Source organism: Streptomyces sp. NPDC051315 (assembly GCF_044455165.1).
GTDB lineage: Bacteria > Actinomycetota > Actinomycetes > Streptomycetales > Streptomycetaceae > Streptomyces.
Genome location: NZ_JBITEN010000001.1, coordinates 545,589 through 564,066 on the forward strand (window position 1 = coordinate 545,589; position 18,478 = coordinate 564,066).

The 18,478-nt window shown below is 69.8% G+C and carries 14 protein-coding genes and 1 pseudogene; 9 read left to right on the forward strand and 6 right to left on the reverse strand.

Annotation, left to right across the window (positions count from 1 at the left end; genetic code table 11):
- Positions 1-159: 159 nt before the first annotated feature.
- From yjfF to ACIBBD_RS02635, 6 genes are all read right to left on the reverse strand, one after another.
- Positions 160-1,182, reverse strand: coding sequence for a galactofuranose ABC transporter, permease protein YjfF (gene yjfF, locus ACIBBD_RS02610; protein WP_399417428.1), 1,023 nt, complete (start codon positions 1,180-1,182; stop codon positions 160-162).
- Positions 1,182-2,291: an ABC transporter permease gene (locus ACIBBD_RS02615; protein WP_399417574.1), complete on the reverse strand. Its 1,110-nt coding sequence runs from the start codon at positions 2,289-2,291 to the stop codon at positions 1,182-1,184. Before ACIBBD_RS02615 ends, yjfF begins: the two co-directional genes overlap by 1 nt.
- An 11-nt stretch (positions 2,292-2,302) precedes the next feature.
- Positions 2,303-3,841: a sugar ABC transporter ATP-binding protein gene (locus ACIBBD_RS02620; RefSeq protein WP_399417429.1), complete on the reverse strand. Its 1,539-nt coding sequence runs from the start codon at positions 3,839-3,841 to the stop codon at positions 2,303-2,305.
- A 94-nt stretch (positions 3,842-3,935) separates the two neighbouring features.
- Positions 3,936-4,937: an ABC transporter substrate-binding protein gene (locus ACIBBD_RS02625; RefSeq protein ID WP_399417430.1), complete on the reverse strand. Its 1,002-nt coding sequence runs from the start codon at positions 4,935-4,937 to the stop codon at positions 3,936-3,938.
- 135 nt (positions 4,938-5,072) lie between these two features.
- Entirely contained in the window at positions 5,073-6,119 is a 1,047-nt protein-coding gene (locus ACIBBD_RS02630) for a LacI family DNA-binding transcriptional regulator (protein ID WP_399417431.1), read from the reverse strand.
- Positions 6,120-6,835: 716 nt separating this feature from the next.
- Positions 6,836-7,306 (reverse strand): hypothetical protein, encoded by a 471-nt coding sequence (locus tag ACIBBD_RS02635; protein WP_399417432.1) that lies wholly within the window; start codon positions 7,304-7,306, stop codon positions 6,836-6,838.
- A 21-nt stretch (positions 7,307-7,327) separates the two neighbouring features.
- Here ACIBBD_RS02635 and ACIBBD_RS02640 point away from each other — a divergent pair, with 21 nt between their 5' ends.
- From ACIBBD_RS02640 to ACIBBD_RS02680, 9 genes and pseudogenes are all read left to right on the forward strand, one after another.
- The gene (locus tag ACIBBD_RS02640; RefSeq protein ID WP_399417433.1) at positions 7,328-7,654 is read left to right on the forward strand and encodes a hypothetical protein; all 327 of its coding nucleotides are present in this window, start codon (positions 7,328-7,330) and stop codon (positions 7,652-7,654) included.
- Positions 7,655-7,988: 334 nt separating this feature from the next.
- On the forward strand, positions 7,989-9,149 hold the full coding sequence (locus ACIBBD_RS02645; RefSeq protein WP_399417434.1) for a mandelate racemase/muconate lactonizing enzyme family protein: 1,161 nt from the start codon (positions 7,989-7,991) through the stop codon (positions 9,147-9,149).
- Positions 9,146-10,150, forward strand: coding sequence for a zinc-binding dehydrogenase (locus ACIBBD_RS02650; RefSeq protein ID WP_399417435.1), 1,005 nt, complete (start codon positions 9,146-9,148; stop codon positions 10,148-10,150). The genes ACIBBD_RS02645 and ACIBBD_RS02650 overlap by 4 nt, the downstream gene beginning before the upstream one ends.
- 334 nt (positions 10,151-10,484) lie before the next feature.
- Positions 10,485-11,456: a hypothetical protein gene (locus ACIBBD_RS02655; RefSeq protein ID WP_399417436.1), complete on the forward strand. Its 972-nt coding sequence runs from the start codon at positions 10,485-10,487 to the stop codon at positions 11,454-11,456.
- A 144-nt stretch (positions 11,457-11,600) separates the two neighbouring features.
- Positions 11,601-12,707: a multiple monosaccharide ABC transporter substrate-binding protein gene (gene chvE / locus ACIBBD_RS02660; protein ID WP_399417437.1), complete on the forward strand. Its 1,107-nt coding sequence runs from the start codon at positions 11,601-11,603 to the stop codon at positions 12,705-12,707.
- A 32-nt stretch (positions 12,708-12,739) separates the two neighbouring features.
- The gene (gene mmsA / locus ACIBBD_RS02665) at positions 12,740-14,290 is read left to right on the forward strand and encodes a multiple monosaccharide ABC transporter ATP-binding protein (protein ID WP_399417438.1); all 1,551 of its coding nucleotides are present in this window, start codon (positions 12,740-12,742) and stop codon (positions 14,288-14,290) included.
- Complete coding sequence (gene mmsB, locus ACIBBD_RS02670; protein WP_399417439.1) at positions 14,287-15,531, forward strand: multiple monosaccharide ABC transporter permease; 1,245 nt, start codon at positions 14,287-14,289, stop codon at positions 15,529-15,531. The genes mmsA and mmsB overlap by 4 nt, the downstream gene beginning before the upstream one ends.
- A 51-nt stretch (positions 15,532-15,582) precedes the next feature.
- A pseudogene (locus tag ACIBBD_RS02675) lies at positions 15,583-16,644 on the forward strand (aldose epimerase family protein); the annotation flags it as partial.
- A gap of 163 nt (positions 16,645-16,807) precedes the next feature.
- Positions 16,808-18,469, forward strand: a complete 1,662-nt coding sequence (locus ACIBBD_RS02680) for a pyridoxal phosphate-dependent aminotransferase (protein WP_399417440.1) — start codon at positions 16,808-16,810, stop codon at positions 18,467-18,469.
- The last annotated feature ends 9 nt before the right edge of the window (positions 18,470-18,478 follow it).

The window sequence follows — 18,478 nt, forward strand, 5'->3', positions numbered from 1 at the left end:
CCAGCGGCAGCCACGAACGCCCATGAGCCCATCAGCGGACTGGAGTGCCGGGCCCGCGCAGGTCACGTACGCAGTCGGGACGGAAGCGAAGAAAGCGGTCCGGCGCGCGGGGTGTCGCGTGTGCCGGACCGCTGTGCGGGGGACGACGTCCCTGCCGGCTCAGGTCTTCTTGCGGCTCGTCATGAAGCGCTGGATCAGGATGAACGCGCACAGCAGCACACCGGTGGCGATCTTCGTCCACCAGGAGCTGAGCGTGCCCTCGAACTGGATGATGCTCTTGATCAGGCCCAGGACGAGGACACCGAACAGGGTGCCCAGGACATAGCCGGAGCCGCCGGTCAGCAGGGTGCCGCCGATGACGACCGCGGCGATCGCGTCGAGTTCCATACCGGTGGCGTGCAGCGGGTCACCGGACTGGATGTACAGGGTGAAGAGCAGTCCGGCCAGCGCCGAGCAGAACCCGCTCACGGTGTACACGGCGATCTTCGTGCCGCCCTGCGGGAGACCCATCAGCAGGGCCGACTGCTCGTTGCCGCCGATGGCGTACACCCGGCGCCCGAAGCGCGTGTAGTGCAGGACGTAGAAGGCCACGGCGAGGACGACCAGGGCGACGATCGCACCGATCGACAGGAAGCCCATCCCCAGTGACACCTGCGTCTGGGCCAGGCTGCTCACCGAGGAGTCACTGATCGAGATCGACTCCTTGCTGATGACCAGGCACAGGCCGCGGAAGAGGAAGAGGCCGGCGAGGGTCACGATGAAGGGCTGGATCTCGAAGTTCTGGATCACGTAGCCCATCAGGAACCCGCCGAAGGCGCCGACCGCCAGCGCGATGGGGATCACCACCGGGAGCGGCAGCCCCTGACGCTCCACCAGCCAGGCCGTGAACATCGTCGTGAAGCCGATCACCGAGCCGACGGAGAGGTCGATGCCGCCGGACAGGATCACGAACGTGACGCCGACGGCGGCGACCAGCAGATAGCCGTTGTCGATGAACAGGTTCAGGAAGACCTGGGGTTCGGCGAACCCGTAGTACTGGTACCGGGTCAGGCCCCCGATGTACATGGCGAGGAAGAGCAGGGCCGTCGCCACGACGGGCAGGCGCCGGTCGCCGAGCAGCCGCCCGGCCCTGGACGGGGTACGCCGGTCCGGTGCCGTGGGATTCTGGGTGGTCGCGCTCATCACGACACCTCCATCTTGGGAGCGGCCTCGGTCGCCGCGGCGGTGTCCGCCGGGGCCGGGGCCGGCCGGGCGCTGCCCTTCGCACCGGACCCGGCGCCGAACCTGGCGCCGAAGACCTTGGCGCGGAACTTCGGGGACTGCAGCAGGCAGACGACGATGACGACGGCGGCCTTGAAGACCAGGTTGGTCTGGGTCGGCACGCCGATGGTGTAGATCGTGGTGGTCAGGGTCTGGATGACGAGCGCGCCGACCACCGTGCCGCCGATGGAGAACCGGCCGCCCAGCAGTGAGGTGCCGCCGATCACCACGGCGAGGATCGCGTCGAGCTCGATCCACAGGCCGGCGTTGTTGCCGTCGGCGGCCGAGGTGTTGGAGCTGATCATCAGGCCCGCGATGCCCGCGCACAGCGCGCAGAACATGTAGACCATGATCTTGATGCGCCGGGAGCGGATGCCGACCAGCCGGCTGGCCTCGGCGTTGCCGCCGACCGACTCGACGAGCAGGCCGAGCGCCGTGCGGCGGGTCAGCGCCACGGTGACGGCCACGACCACGGCCACCACGAAGATGGAGAAGGGCAGCGTCAGCCAGTAGCCGCCGCCGATCAGCTTGTACGGCTCGCTGTTGACGGTGATGATCTGGCCGTCGGTGATCAGCTGGGCGACACCGCGTCCGGCGACCATGATGATCAGCGTGGCGATGATCGGCTGGATGCCCATCCGGGCGACCAGGAAGCCGTTCCACAGACCGCACACGACCGCGGCCAGCAGGCCCAGGCCCATGGCGAGCAACACCCCGGACAGGGCGCTCTGGTCGGCCTGGTCGCTGATGTAGGAGCAGGCCAGGGCCCCGGTGATGGCGACCACGGCGCCGACCGAGAGGTCGATGCCGCCGGTGGCGATGACCAGGGTCATGCCGACCGCCACCAGGATGAGGGGCGAGCCGAACAGCACGATCGAGACGAGGCTGCCGTAGAGGTGGCCGTCCGTCATCCGGACCGAGAAGAAGTCGGGCGTGAAGGGGACGTTGACGAGCAGCAGGACGACGAGCACCGCGACCGGCCAGAACAGGTGGTGGTGCGTCAGTGCTCGCCATCGGGACGGGGTGGTCACTGAGGGGGTGCTCACTGGTGCTCTCCGCTCGCGATGGTCTCCATGATCCGGCTGGTGGTGATCTCGGGCCCGTTGGTGAGCTGCGCCACCAGCCGGCGGTCGCGCAGCACTCCGATGGTGTGGCTGAGCCGGAGCACCTCCTCCAGTTCGGCCGCGATGTACAGCACGGACATGCCGTCCTCGGAGAGGGAGACGACCAGTTTCTGGATCTCCGCCTTGGCGCCGATGTCGATGCCGCGCGTCGGCTCGTCCAGGATCAGCAGCTTCGGCTGGGTGATGAGCCAGCGGGCCAGCAGCACCTTCTGCTGGTTGCCGCCGCTGAGCTGGCCGACGCGGGCCTCCGGGTTGGCGGGACGGATGTCCAGCGCCCTGATGTACTTGGCGACGAGTTCGTCGCGCTGGGCGGCGGGGATGGGCCGGGTCCAGCCGCGGGCCGCCTGGAGGGCGAGGATGATGTTCTCCCGCACGGTCAGGTCGGGGACCAGGCCCTCGGTCTTGCGGTTCTCCGAGCAGAACGCGACGCCGGCGCCGATCGCGTCGTTCGGGGCGCTCATCGAGATCTGTCTGCCGCCGATGGAGACCTTGCCGCTGTCGGGCTGGTCGGCGCCGAAGAGCAGCCGGGCGAGTTCGGTCCGGCCCGAGCCCAGCAGGCCGGCGAGTCCGAGCACCTCGCCCTTCTTGATCTCCAGGTCGAAGGGGGCGATGCCGCCCGTCCTGCCGAGGCCCTCCGCCCGCAGCAGCGTCTCGCCGACGTCCGCGTGCAGCTGGTGGTCGTGGAGCTCCTCCAGCTGGTCCAGGGCCTTGCCGATCATCAGCTGGATCAGCCCGACCTGGTCGAGGTCGGCGACCATGTGCTCACCGACGAGGGTGCCGTTGCGCAGGACGGTCATCCGGTCGCAGATCTCGTAGATCTGGTCGAGGAAGTGCGAGACGAACAGGATCGCCACGCCCTCGTCCCGCAGCCGCCGCATCAGGCGGAACAGCTCCTGGACCTCGTCACGGTCGAGGCTGGACGTCGGCTCGTCCAGGACCAGCACCTTGGTGCCCGACCCCTGGCCGTCGCTGTCGCCGGTGCCCACCGACCGCACGATCGCGACCAGTTGCTGCACGGCCAGCGGGTACGAGGACAGGGGCGCGGTCACGTCGATGTCGAGGCCGAGCCGGTCCACCAGCTGCGCGGCCTCCTTGCGCATCCGCTTCCACTGGATGCGGCCCATGCGGGTCGGTTCGCGCCCGATGAAGATGTTCTCCGCCACCGACAGGTTGGGGCAGAGGTTCACCTCCTGGTACACGGTGCTGATGCCGGCCTGCTGCGCCTGCAGCGGGCTGCCGAACCGTACGGACGTGCCGTCGAGGGTGATGGTGCCGCCGTCCAGGGAGTAGACCCCCGTCAGCACCTTGATGAGGGTGGATTTCCCCGCCCCGTTCTCGCCCATCAGGGCGTGGATCTCGCCGGGGAAGAGCCGGAAGTCGACGCCCGACAGAGCCCGTACCCCCGGAAACTCCTTGACTATGCCCGTCATCTCCAGGACGGGCCGCGGCTCTGCCATGGCAGCGCTCCTCATGGGATTGGTTCAGGCCCGCAGGGAGCCCCGGGACCGGTGGTCCGGTCGGCGGAGGCTCCCTGCCGGTGGGTGCGGTCGGTCAGTACTTGCGGTTCGGGAGCGCGGCGGCGGCCTGGTCCTGCATGAAGTCGCTCTCCTCGGTCTTGATCCAGCGCTCGACCGTCTCGCCGTCGTGCACCTTCTTCACGACGTCCATCAGCTGGGGGCCGAGCAGCGGGTTGCACTCGACGATGGCGTTGATCTTGCCCTCGGACATCGCGACGAAGCCGTCCTTCACGCCGTCGATGGAGACGATGAGGATGTCCTTGCCGGGCTTCTTGCCGGCCGCCTCGATGGACTGGATGGCGCCGATGGCCATGTCGTCGTTGTGCGCGAAGAGGACGTTGATGTCCGGGTTGGACTGCAGGAAGGCCGCCATGACCTGCTTGCCGCCGGCCCGGGTGAAGTCACCGGTCTGGCTGACGACGATCTTCCAGTCCTTGTGCTCGGCGTCCATGACCTCCTTGAAGCCCTTGGCGCGCTCGATCGCCGGGGCGGCACCGGTGGTGCCCTCCAGCTGGGCGATCTTCACGGCGCCCTTGTGGCCGGCCTTCTCCAGGACCTTCTGCAGGATCCTGGCCGCGCGCCGGCCCTCGTCCGTGAAGTCGGAGCCGACCAGGGTCGCGTACAGGGACTGGTCGGAGGTCTCGACGGAGCGGTCGGTGAGGACCACCGGGATCTTGGCGGCCTTGGCCTCCTTGAGCACCGCGTCCCAGCCGGTGACGACGACCGGCGAGAAGGCGATGACGTCCACCTTCTGCGCGATGTAGCTGCGGATCGCGGAGATCTGGTTCTCCTGCTTCTGCTGGGCGTCGGAGAACTTGAGGCTGTAACCCGCCTCCTTGGCGGCCGACTTCACCGAGTCGCTGTTGGCGGTGCGCCAGCCGCTCTCCGAGCCGACCTGGGAGAAGCCGAGCGTGATGGTCTTGCTGTCGCCCCCGGAGGAGCCGGCGGCGCCCTCGTCCTTCTTGGCGCAGGCCGCCAGGCCGCCCGCGGCCGCCACGCCGACCGCCGCAGTGAGGAAGTTCCGTCTGTTGAGCATGTTCTTCTCCTTTGAAGAGCCGGCCCGGAAAGGGACCGCTTGGTACTCGAGGGGACCGGCCGCACTGCGTCCAGCCTGTCGATCACTGTTCGGCATATCGGCCGCACTGCTGGGCAGGGGCGGCCTGTCGGTTCGTCAGAGAGGTACGCCCTCGGGTTGAGCGGCGTACGGGAAGGAGCTGGCGCGGACGACGAGTTGGGGTTCGATCGCGATCCGGGCCGTGGTGCCGGGCGGCCGGCCCTCGATCAGCTCCAGGAGCAGCGCGATACCTCGCTTGCCCACCGTCGCGAAGTCCTGCCGGACGGTGGTGAGCGGAGGAGCGAAGAACTCCGACTCCGGGATGTCGTCGAAACCGACCACGGCGACGTCCTGGGGAGTCCGGACCCCCGCCTCCCGCAGGGCCCGCAACACCCCGAGTGCCATCTGGTCGTTGGCGACGAAGACGGCGGTCAGCCCCCGGCCCACCCAGCCGGCCAGTTCCTGGCCCGCGCGGTAGCCCGACAGCGGACTCCAGTCCCCCCGCAGCAGCATGGGCGGCTCGACACCCGCCGCTTCGAGGGTCTCCCGCCAGCCGGCGGCCCGGTCGGCCGCCTCCTGCCAGTCCTCGGGCCCGGCGAGGTGCCAGACCGTACGGTGGCCGGCCGCCAGCAGATGACCGGTGGCCAGCCGTGCTCCGAGGTGCTGGTCGACGCTGACGCTGGGGATGTCCACGCCCGGCCCGCTGCCCACGACCACCGCCGGGAAGGGATACCGCAGTTCGGCCAGGGCCTCCACCGCCGACCGCTGCGGGGCGATGGCGACCACCCCCTCGACTCCGCCCTCGCTGAGGTGGTCCAGAGCCTCGGACAGCGTCTCCATGGTCAGTTCGCGCAGGCTGACCGTCGAGACGAGGTATCCCTGGGCACGCGCCGCCTCCTCCAGCGCGAACAAGGTGCTGGCCGGTCCGAAGAGGGTGGTGTCGGAGGCGACCACACCGAGGGTGCGGGTGCGCCGGGTCGCGAGGGCCCGTGCGGAGGAGTTGCGGCGGTAGCCCATCTCCTCGATCGCGCGCAGCACCCTGGCCCGGGTCTCCTCCCGCACGTTGGGGTGGTCCCCCAGGACGCGGGACACGGTCTGGTGGGACACGCCGGCCAGACGAGCCACGTCGGCCATGGTGGGCGGCCGAAGCTGTGCGTGGGTCACGGCCGCACCTCCTTGGCGGTCGTCTGCCGATAAGACCTGTGGTGTGGGCGGATGATCCCGCGCCGCCCGCGTCACGCCGGGGTTCCGGAGAGCCCGACGCCGGCGGCCGGGAGGGCGGGTGTGAGCTGTGCGGACATGACGCTCATTCCTCCCTTGCTGGCGTTGGACGCTGACTGGTGAACGCGGAGGTCATTGTGAGCGCTAACAATTCACGGCGGTCAAGAGGTGTGCACCGGAAGGTCGTCACGGTTGAATAACGCGCCCGGCGTTCGGGCTTCTCGACACGGCCGGCCACGACGGCAGGGCCGGCCGCGCGCCCCGCCTGAGGACGGCAGGCCGACCGCCCGGTGCGGCGCCCGGTTCTCCGGCGGTCGAGGGCGCCCGCGCCGACGGACGCCCCGACGACGGCCTCGGCGGTCAGAACAGCGAACCGTGACATGGTCCGGACTCCGGACGGCCGACGGCACGACCGAACTCCGGCCCGAGGCCGACGACCTCAGCGGCCGGCACACCGAACCACGACGCCGTCCGGACTCCGGACAGCCAACGGCACCACCGGACTCCGCTCCGAGGCCGACGACCTCAGCGGCCGGCCCACCGAACCACGACACGGCCCGGACTCGGGACGGCCGACGACAGCACCGAACTCCGGCCCGACGCGCGGACGCCGGCGGTGCCGGGAGGGTCCGGAACCGGCCCGGCCAGGGGGCGGGGCCCTACGAGCACCACCACAGGAAGCGCTCGCACGTCTCGGACGGCGACGGTTCCGGGGACGGTTGTGACGGCGTCGGGTCGGCGGTCGGGGTGGAGCCGGAGTCGGGCTCCGACGGGGGCGTCGAGTCGGCGGACCCGGGGAGGGTGCCCGACTGAACCTCCCCGGCCGGGGTCTGCGTGGCGGCACCCTCCTCGCCCGAGGACTCCGACGCCGACGGGGAGGCTGAGGCGTCGGCGGAGGGGGACGCGGAGGGGTCGGGGGAGGACGAGGCGGCCTGGCCCCCGCCCGTGTCCGTCCTGTCGTCCAGCGGCTGCCCGGACACGCTCGGCCCCGCCGTCGAGTCGTCGATCTCGGACGACTCGCCCCCGGCCACCGCCGGGTCCGGGGAGGAGGAGAACCCCGGCGCGTCCACGCCGAGTTCGGCCAGGCTGAGGCCGCCCGCCGCCAGGACGAAGCCGACGGTGATCAGCACCGTGCGCTTGCGGCGCCGGCGGTGGACCGCCGCCTTGCGGTCGCGACGACTCGCGTCCGGTCCGGCGGCCGTGCCCGCCGGGCTCCGCCTGCCACGCCGGTCCTGCTCGCGGCGGCGCGGCGCGCGGCCCTGCGGCTCGCCGCCCTCGTCCTCGCGGTCGTCGCGGTCCTCGCGGTCGCCACGCTCGTCGCTATCGCCGTGGTCGACGGGAGCCTGGTGGACGCCGCGATCGACGGGAGCGCCGTGGTCACCATGATCGACGGGAGCCTCGTGGGCGCCGTGGCCGGCGGGCACTTGGTGGTCGCCGTACGGTTCCGGCTCGGACGCGTCCTGCGGATACGCGCGTAGCTGTTCGGCAGGTGCGCCGCACCCCGGGCAGGCGAGGGCGCCGTTCAGGTGCCGTCGGCACGGGTGGCAGTAGTCCATGACGCGGGAAGACTAGGTGCCCGTACGGTCACGTTCCTAGGTTCGACGGGTGAAAGTTGTGTGGGAACCGGCCATACCGTCGCAGCGACACGAGTGACCTGGAGCACACCACTGCGCGCCATTTCTCGAAAGGGGGCGCGAAACTGTCGAAAGCGTTACCTGTTCGACCCATTGACACCTCGCGCGGGTCATCCTTACTGTCTGGCCAGCATTTCGAACATGTGACGAAATCTCGAACAGCCGAAAGGTAACTTCCGTGCGCATCACCGGAATCAGCACGCATGTGGTCGGGACGCCGTGGCGCAACCTGACCTACGTCCTGGTGCACACCGACGAGGGCATCACGGGTGTCGGCGAGACCCGGATGCTGGGCCACACCGACGCACTGATCGGCTACCTGCGAGAGGCCGAGCAGAACCACATTCTCGGATCCGACCCGTTCGCTGTCGAGGACCTCGTGCACCGCATGAAGTACGGCGACTACGGGCGCGCCGGCGAGATCGTGATGTCCGGCATCGCGGTCGTCGAGATGGCCTGCTGGGACATCAAGGGCAAGGCTCTCGGGGTGCCGGTCTGGCAGCTGCTCGGCGGGAAGGTGACCGACAAGGTCAAGGCCTACGCCAACGGCTGGTACACCACCGAACGGACCCCCGAGGCCTATCACAAGGCCGCCCAGGGGGTCATGGAGCGCGGGTACAAGGCGCTCAAGATCGACCCCTTCGGCACCGGCCACTTCGAGCTGGACCACGAGCAGACCCTGTACGCCGTCTCCCTCATCGAGGCCGTGCGCGACGCCATCGGGCCGGACGCCGAGCTGATGCTGGAGATGCACGGCCGGTTCTCGCCCTCGACCGCCGTCCGGCTCGCCAAGGAGATGGCCCCCTTCAAGCCCGCGTGGCTGGAGGAGCCCTGCCCGCCGGAGAACCTCAAGGCGCTGGAGAAGGTCGCCGCCAAGGTGGACATCCCGGTCGCCACCGGTGAGCGGATCCACGACCGGATCGAGTTCCGCGAGCTCTTCGACAGCCAGGCCGTCGACATCATCCAGCCGGACGTCGGCCACATCGGCGGCATCTGGGAGACGCGCAAGCTCGCCGCGACCGCCGAGACGCACTACATGCTCGTCGCTCCCCACAACGTGGGCGGGTCCGTGCTCACCGCCGCCTCCCTCCAGGTCGGCTTCACCTCGCCCAACTTCAAGATCCTCGAGCACTTCAACGACTTCGCGGACGCGGAGATCAAGAAGGTGGTCAAGGGGGCGCCGGAGGTCGTCGACGGGTACTTCCACCTGTCCGACGCACCCGGCCTCGGCGTCGAGCTGGACGTCGACGCGGCCGCCGAGTTCCCGCAGCAGCAGGCCCGCTTCGACCTGTGGGCCGAGGGCTGGGAGCAGCGCAAGCCGAAGGGCACCCAGAGGTGAGTACCGCCGTCGTCGTCGAGGCGCCCGGCGAGCACCGGCTCGTCGGGCACGAGCCCCGGCAGCCGGAGCCCGGTGAGGCGCTGGTCCGCGTGCACGCGGTGGGCATCTGCGGCAGCGACCGCGAGGTGTACCAGGGCAACCGGCCCGAGGGGTACGTCCGCTATCCCCTCGTCCCCGGCCACGAGTGGTCGGGGACGGTCGAGGCCGTGGGCGCCGGCGTGCCGGAGTCCCTCGTGGGCCGCAAGGTCGTCGGTGAGGGCTTCCGCAACTGCCAGGTGTGCGACCGCTGCCACGCGGGCGAGACGACACTGTGCACGGACGGGTACGAGGAGACCGGGTTCACCCAGCCGGGTGCGATGGCCGCCACGCTCACCCTTCCGGCCCGGCTGCTGCACGTCCTGGCCGAGGACGCCGACCTGACGGCGGCGGCCCTGCTGGAGCCGGCCGCCTGCATCGCGGCCGCCGCGATCAAGGCCCACGCCCTGCCGGGCGAACGGGTCGCGGTCGTCGGGACCGGCACGCTCGGCATGTTCGCCGTCCAGTTCCTGCGGGCGGGTTCGCCGAGCGAGCTGCTGGTCGTGGGCACGCGCAACGACCGGGAGGCCCTCTCCCGGCAGTTCGGGGCCACCGACTTCCGTACGCGCGACCAGGAGTTGCCCGACGACTTCGACGTGGTGATCGAGACCGCGGGGTCGGCGTCCGCCGCGCAGACCGCCGCCTCGCTGCTCAGGCGCGGCGGGCGGCTGGTGCTGACGGGCATCCCGGCGCCGGGCGCCGACGGGCTCGACCCCACGGATCTGGTCGTACGGCAGCTGGAGGTGCACACCGTCTTCGGGGCGCCGCCGGACGCCTGGTCGCACACGGTGCGGGTGTTCGGGGCGGGGCTGCTCGATCCGCTGCCGCTGGTCACGCACGAGCTGCCGCTCACCGGGTTCTCCGAGGCGATCGAGCTGGTGGGTTCCGGCGATCCGAAGGTGGGCAAGGTACTGCTCCGCCCGTAGGGAGTGTCCTGTGGATCTCGGCGAGGGTCGCGAGCCCTGGCACGCGCGTCTGCCGCGCGGTCGTCGGTTGCCCACTCCCCCACGCCCGGCCGCGCTCGCGCGGGAGGGAGCCCCATGGCGTCGACGCCGCTCCGCCGGGCAGCCGCACGCACCGGACCCCGCCCGGCCCGGCCGACTGGCACCCTCGCTCGAAACCGACCTGACCCACAGGACACCCCCCCAGACGTACGCCGGTACAGGGGTGACCTGACGGCCCCCGTACCGGCGTACACCCAAGCCCCGCATGCCCTGATCCCCGAATCTCGTCCGACATACCGAACACGAAGGACAGCTTGTGACGACCGACGCTTCCGCCACGGCCGCCCGCCGCCCCGGTGAGCAGGTACTCACCTCGCTCGGCCTGGGCGCGCCCGCCCTCGATCCCGCCGACGCCTCCCCGCACACCTTCCCGGGCGGCGGCCGCTGGCGCACCGAGATCCCCTCGTGCGAGGGTCCCGAAGCGCTGGCCGTCGTCCTGAAGGAGGCCTCGCGGCTGGACGTGCCGATCCACCGGATCAGCCAGGGCAGCGGCGTGTGGATGCTGACCGACGCCGAGATCACCGAGATGGTCGAGGCCACCGCCGAACGGGACATCGAGCTGTGCCTGTTCACCGGGCCGCGTGGCACCTGGGACATCGGCGGTTCGACCAGGACCGACTCGCGCGGCGCGGGGCTGAGAGCCCGCGGGCACGACGCGGTGGCCGGGTGCGTGGAGGACGCCCTCCGCGCCACGGAGCTGGGCGTGAAGTGCCTCCTCGTGGCCGACGAGGGCGTGCTGTGGACGCTGCACCGGGCGCGCGAGGCGGGCATCATCCCGGCCGACACCACGCTCAAGGTCTCGGCGCTGATCGGGCCCGTGAACCCGGCCGCCTACGCCGTGTACGAGCGGCTGGGCGCGGACTCGGTCAACGTCCCCAGTGACCTGACGCTCGATCACCTCACCGAGATCCGCCGGGTGTCCGGCGCCCCCATGGACATGTACATCGAGGCGCCCGACGATCTCGGCGGGTACATCCGGATGTACGAGGTCGCCGAGCTGATCCGGCGCGGCGCACCGCTGTACCTGAAGTTCGGCCTGTCCAAGGCTCCCGGCATCTACCCCTACGGGCACCACATGAGGGACCTGGCGCTGTCCACCGCGAAGGAGCGGGTGCGGCGAGGCCGGCTGGCCCTGGACCTGCTGGCACGGCACGGAGCCGACGGCGACATGGCTCCTCTGGGCTCGCGGCTGCCCGGCACGCTGAAGCGGTTCGAAACTTCCGCATAACGTTCCGGACAAAGCCCCTTCACAAAACGCGACGCAGGCGAACACAATCCCACACGCGCTTTTTTTGTCGGTCCTCCCCGCGCCGCCCCGAGCGGATTCACCTCCGGACCGAAGCACTCCCTCACCACATCAAGGATGATGATCATGCGTACTCGCAGAGCCGCCCTCGCCGCCGTAGCCGGAGCCGCCTCCCTCGCCCTGACCCTGTCCGCCTGCGGCCAGAGCGGTGAGGGCGGGAGCAAGGAGGACAAGGGCGACAGCAAGGGCGGGACCATCGGCATCGCGATGCCGACCAAGTCCTCCGAGCGCTGGATCTCCGACGGCAAGAACGTCGTCGCGGACCTGGAGGCCAAGGGCTACAAGACCAAGCTGGTCTACGGCGAGGACGACCCCGACCAGCAGGTCTCCCAGATCGAGAACCTGATCACCCAGGGTGTCAAGGCGCTGATCATCGCGGCGATCGACAACAAGTCGCTGAACAACGTCCTGCAGCAGGCCAAGGACGCGAACATCCCGGTCATCTCCTACGACCGCCTGATCCTCGGCTCGGCGAACGTCGACTACTACGCCTCCTTCGACAACGAGAAGGTCGGCCAGCTCCAGGCGAACTACATCGTCGACAAGCTCGGCCTGAAGAGCGGCAAGGGTCCGTTCAACATCGAGCTGTTCGCCGGCTCCAACGACGACAACAACACGAAGTACTTCTTCAACGGCGCGATGAGCGTCCTGAAGCCGTACATCGACAGCAAGAAGCTGGTCGTCCAGTCCGGCCAGACCAGCCTGAACCAGGTCACCACCCTGCGCTGGGACGGCGCCACCGCCCAGCGGCGCATGGACGACATCCTCACCAAGTCGTACAAGAGCGCCAAGGTCGACGCGGTCCTCTCGCCCTACGACGGCATCTCCATCGGCATCCTGTCGGCGCTGAAGTCCGACGGCTACGGCTCCGGGAGCAAGCCGCTGCCGGTCATCACCGGCCAGGACGCCGAGCTGGCCTCGGTGAAGTCGATCATCGCCGGCCAGCAGACGCAGACCGTCTACAAGGACCTGCGCGAGCTGGCCAAGGTCGCCTCGAACATGGTCGACGCGGTCCTGAACGACAAGAAGCCCGAGGTCAACGACACCAAGTCCTACGACAACGGCACCAAGGTCGTCCCCGCCTACCTGCTGGAGCCGGTGAGCGTCGACAAGACCAACTACGAGGAGATCCTCGTCAAGGGCGGCTACTACACCGCGGACCAGCTCAAGTAAGCGTCGACCCTTACGGATTGGAAGGCACGACCATGGCGGGACCCGTCCTGGAAATGCGCTCGATCGTCAAGACCTTTCCCGGTGTGAAGGCGCTGTCGGACGTCACACTGACCGTCCGGCAGGGCGAGGTCCACGCCATCTGCGGTGAGAACGGCGCCGGAAAGTCCACCTTGATGAAGGTGCTCTCCGGTGTCCATCCGCACGGCAGCTACGAGGGGGAGATCCTCTTCGAAGGGGAGATCTGCCGCTTCAAGGACATCCGGGCGAGCGAGCAGCACGGCATCGTGATCATCCACCAGGAGCTGGCGCTGGTGCCGTACCTCTCCCTCGCGGAGAACATCTTCCTCGGCAACGAGCACGCCAAGCGCGGGCTGATCAACTGGAACGAGACCCTGCGGCACGCCTCCGAGCTGCTGCGCCGGGTCGGCCTCAGTGATCACCCCGAGACCCGCGTCGCCGACATCGGCGTGGGCAAGCAGCAGCTCGTGGAGATCGCGAAGGCGCTGTCGAAGAAGGTGAAGCTGCTCATCCTGGATGAGCCGACAGCCGCCCTCAACGACGAGGACAGCGACAAACTCCTCGATCTCATCCTGGAGTTGAAGAAGCAGGGCATCACCTCGATCATCATCTCCCACAAGCTCAACGAGATCCGCAAGGTCGCCGACTCGGTGACGATCATCCGCGACGGCCAGTCCATCGAGACGCTGGACGTGAAGTCGCCGGAGACGACCGAGGACCGGATCATCAGCGGCATGGTCGGCCGCGACCTCGACCACCGCTTCCCCGAGCGCACCCCGCACGAGCCGGAGGCGGGCGCGGCCCCCGCGCTGGAGATCCGCAACTGGACCGTGCACCACCCGATCGACCAGCAGCGCAAGGTGGTCGACGACGTGTCGATCCACGTGCGGCGCGGGGAGATCGTGGGCATCGCGGGCCTCATGGGCGCCGGCCGCACCGAACTCGCGATGAGCGTCTTCGGGCGCACTTACGGCCGGTACGCGGGCGGCACGGTCCTCAAGGACGGCAAGGAGATCCGTACCAAGTCCGTCGCGGAGGCGGTCGCGCACGGCATCGCCTACGTCACCGAGGACCGCAAGCACTACGGCCTCAACCTCATCGACACCATCAACCGGAACATCTCGCTGACCGCCCTGGACAAGGTGGCCAAGCGCGGGGTGGTCGACGAGCACGAGGAGCGGCAGGTCGCCGAGGGCTTCCGCAAGTCCATGAACATCAAGGCGCCGACCGTCTTCGAGCCGGTGGGCAAGCTCTCCGGCGGCAACCAGCAGAAGGTCGTCCTCAGCAAGTGGATCTTCGCGGGTCCGGACGTGCTGATCCTGGACGAGCCCACGCGCGGCATCGACGTGGGCGCCAAGTACGAGATCTACACGGTCATCGACCAGTTGGCGGCCCAGGGCAAGGCGGTCGTCTTCATCTCCTCCGAGCTGCCCGAACTGCTCGGCATGTGCGACCGCATCTACACCATGGCCGCCGGGCGCCTCACGGGCGAGGTCCCGCGGGCCGAGGCGACGCAGGAAGTGCTGATGCGTCAGATGACGAAGGACAAAGAGGTAACGCGATGAGCACCGAAGTGACCGACAAGAGCCCGGTCGCCGCGCCGCCGGGCAAGAGCGGCGGGGCGGGGGGCGGAAACCTGCTCCAGCTGATGCTCGACGGCCTGCGCCGCAACATGCGCCAGTACGGCATGCTGATCGCGCTCGGCCTGATCGTCGCCCTCTTCGCGGTGTGGACCGACGGGGACCTGCTGCTGCCGCGCAACGTCTCCAACCTGGTGCTGCAGAACAGCTACATCCTGATCCTCGCGATCGGCATGATGCTGGTGATCATCGCGGGTCACATCGACCTGTCCGTCGGTTCGCTGACCGCGTTCGTGGGTGCCTTCGCGGCCGTCCTGACGGTCCAGCACGACGTGTCGTGGCCGGTCGCGGTCGTGCTCTGCCTGGTGGTGGGCGGTGTCGCCGGATCGGTCCAGGGCTTCCTGATCGCCTATCTCGGCATACCGTCGTTCATTGTCACCCTCGCCGGCATGCTCACCTTCCGCGGTGTGACGGAGATCCTCCTGGAGGGGCAGACCCTCGGCCCCTTCCCGGACGGGCTGCAGAAGATGGGCAACGGCTTCCTGCCCGAGGTCGGCCCGACCACGAACTACCACAACATCACGCTGCTGCTGGGCCTCGCCCTGATCGTCTTCGTGGTCCTCCAGGAGGTCCGCGACCGCAAGCGCCAGCAGGAGTTCGCGCTGGACGTGGTGCCCCGCAACATCTTCCTGCTGAAGATCGTCTCCATCGTCGCCGCGATCCTCGTGGTCACGATGCTGCTCGCCAGCTACAAGGGCGCCCCGATCATCCTGCTGGTCCTGGGTGCGCTGGTGGTCGGCTACGGCTACGTCATGCGCAACGCGGTGTTCGGCCGGCACATCTACGCGATCGGCGGCAACCTGCCGGCGGCGAAGCTGTCCGGCGTGAAGGACAAGAAGGTCACCTTCTACGTCTTCCTGAACATGGGCATGCTCGCGGCCCTGGCGGGTCTGGTGGTCGCCGCCCGTCTGAACGCGGCCGGCCCGAAGGCGGGACTGAACTTCGAACTCGAGGCGATCGCCTCGGCGTTCATCGGTGGCGCGTCGATGAGCGGCGGTGTGGGCACCGTCCTCGGTGCGATCATCGGCGGTCTCGTCCTCGGCGTGCTGAACAACGGCATGAACCTCCTCGGCGTCGGCTCCGACTGGCAGCAGGTCATCAAGGGCCTGGCCCTGCTGGCCGCGGTCGGGTTCGACGTCTGGAACAAGCGCAAGTCCGGTTCGTAAGTCAGCACACGGGCCCCGCCGGAGAAACCGGCGGGGCCCCCTTCTTGCCCGGGAGGCAGGACGCCGGTGAAGCACCTCTTCGGCAGGCTCGCCGACGGCACGGAGATCCACAGCTGGTCCCTGGAGAACGGCGGTACCCGCCTGAAGGTCCTCGACTACGGCGGCATCGTCCAGTCCCTGGAGATCCCCGACCGGCACGGCCGCCACGCGAACGTCTCCCTCGGCTTCGCCACCCTCGAGGACTACGTCGCCGGGAGCCCGTACTTCGGCGCGCTGATCGGCCGCTACGGCAACCGCGTCGGCGGAGGCCGGTTCACCCTCGACGGCGAGGCCTTCCAGGCCGACGTCAACGACGACGTGAACAGCCTGCACGGCGGCGCCCGGGGCTTCGACCGGCGGGTGTGGGACGTCGAGCCGTTCACCGAGGGCCAAGACGTCGGCCTGCGCCTGTCCCGCACGAGCGTCGACGGCGAGATGGGCTACCCGGGCACGCTCGAGGTGAAGGTCACCTACACCCTCACCCGGCAGGGCGACTGGCGCGTCGACTACGAGGCCACCACCGACCGGGCCACGGTGGTCAACCTCACCAGCCACGTCTACTGGAACCTCGCCGGCGAGGGCAGCGGCGCCGTCCACGACCACGAGCTGCGGATCGCCGCCTCCCGCTACACGCCCGTCGGCCCGGGGCTGATCCCCACCGGCGAACTGGCGGAGGTCGCCGGCAGCCCCTTCGACTTCCGCCGCGCCAAGACCATCGGCGAGGACCTCCGCGTCGCCCACCAGCAGCTGCTGTACGCCCAGGGCTTCGACCACAACTGGGTGCTCGACAAGGGCGTCACGGCGCAGCCGCTGCACGTCGCGACCCTGCGCGACCCCGCCTCGGGCCGCACCCTGCGCATCTCCACCACCGAGCCCGGTCTGCAGTTCTACTCCGGGAACTTCCTCGACGGCACGCTCGTCGGCACGTCCGGGCACGTCTACCGCCAGGGCGACGCGGTCTGCCTGGAGACGCAGCACTTCCCGGACTCGCCGAACAAGCCGTCGTTCCCCTCCACCGTGCTGCGGCCGGGACAGACGTACCGGACGACAACGGTCCACTCGTTCGGCCACTGACCGCCCCACACAGACGGCGCACAGGCTCCCACCGAATCCTCAGGGGTTGAACAGCGCCGCCCCAGCCTCCGTATGTACGGGTGGCCCGCGCTCCCCCGCGCGGGCCACCCACATGACGACGGGCCCGGTCGTCCCCAGCGGGCCCGCCCCATACGGAGGTTCCATGGCCGACAACGTCACCTCGTTGTTCCGCAGCACCGCGGCGCACAGCCCGTCGATGGCGGCTCTGACGCGTGAGGGCGGCGACGGGGCCGGGCCGGTGGACTTCTGCATCCCCTGCAACCCGTACTTCCCGACCCCGGCCATGCTCGACACCATGGCGGCGAAACTGCGGGACATCATCACGTACTACCCGAGCAGCGCCGACACGATCACGGCCGAGCTGTGCAACCTGCTCCAGCTCCCGCCGCAGGCGGTGGCCATGGGCAACGGGTCGACCGAACTGATCACCTGGATCGACCACCTGCTCGTCCGCGAGTCCCTCGCCGTCCCCGTCCCCACCTTCGGCCGCTGGACCGACCAGCCGATGGAGACCGGCAAGCGGGTCGACATGTTCCCGCTCCAGGAGTCCAGCGGATTCGCCCTGGACCTCGCCCAGTACGCCGAGTTCATCCGCACCCGCGGCACCCGCGTGGCCGTCATCTGCAACCCGAACAACCCCGACGGGGGTTTCCTGCACAAGCACGCGCTCGTGCAGTTCATGGACGCGATGGCCGATCTGGACCTGGTGGTCATCGACGAGTCGTTCCTGGAGTTCGCCGACGCCGAGGCCGAACCGAGCGTCGTGCAGGAGGCGATGATCCGGCCGAACGTGATCGTGCTGCGCAGCCTCGGCAAGAACTTCGGTCTGCACGGCATCCGTTTCGGCTACATGGTCGCCAACCCCTCGCTCGCCGGGCGGGTCCGCTCGATGCTGCCGAAGTGGAACCTCAACGCCTTCGCCGAGTACGTGGTGTTCATGCTCAAGGAGCACGGCCCCGAGTACGCGCAGAGCCTGCTGCAGGTGCGCCGGGACCGTCTCGACATGGCGAGCCAGCTCTCCGCGCTGCCCGGCCTGACTGTTTATCCCTCACAGGGGAACTTCCTCTTCGTGCGCCTTCCCGTGGGCGCCGAGGGCACCGTGGTCCGGGACCGCCTGCTCACCGAGCACCGCATCCTGGTCCGCGAGTGCGGCAACAAGATCGGCTCCTCCAGCCGCTTCCTGCGGCTCGTGGTGCGCCCCCAGGTGGACGTGCGTCGCCTGGTGTCCGGCCTGGAACAGGTGCTCTACGGGACCAGGAGGGGAGCCGCCGTGCCCGAGCTGGGCACCGGGACCAGCTACAGCTCGGGCACGGCGGCAGTGGACCGGCTGATCGGAGCCACCAACGGGGCCGGCATGCAGGGCCTTGCCGCTCAGGCCGTCGGCGCCGGGATGCCGGGGCAGGCAACCGCCCCGGCGGCCGGCGCCGGCATGCCGATGCCCGCCGCGGCCCAGACCGGCGGCACGGGCACGCCGCTGCCGGCGGCGGCCCAGGTCTTCCCGCCGTCGGTGCCGGCCCCCGCGCCCGCTCCCGCCCCCGCTGCGGCTCCCGCGGCGGCGGCCGCGATGGCCCCCGCCGCCATGAGCCCCGCGGCCGCCATGACGCCTGCCGCCATGAGCCCCGCCGCCATGAGCCCCGCGGCCATGACCCCCGCGGCCGCCGCGACCCCGCCCGGCGTCCCGGCCCGCGGCGGCCTCACCGCCGCCCAGGTCCGCGGCACCAACGGCCTCTCCCCCGCCGCGACGACCGGCTGGCCGAACCCGCAGAGCTGGCCGAACGCGGCGGGGATGGGTCAGGTCGGCTGAGTCACCGCG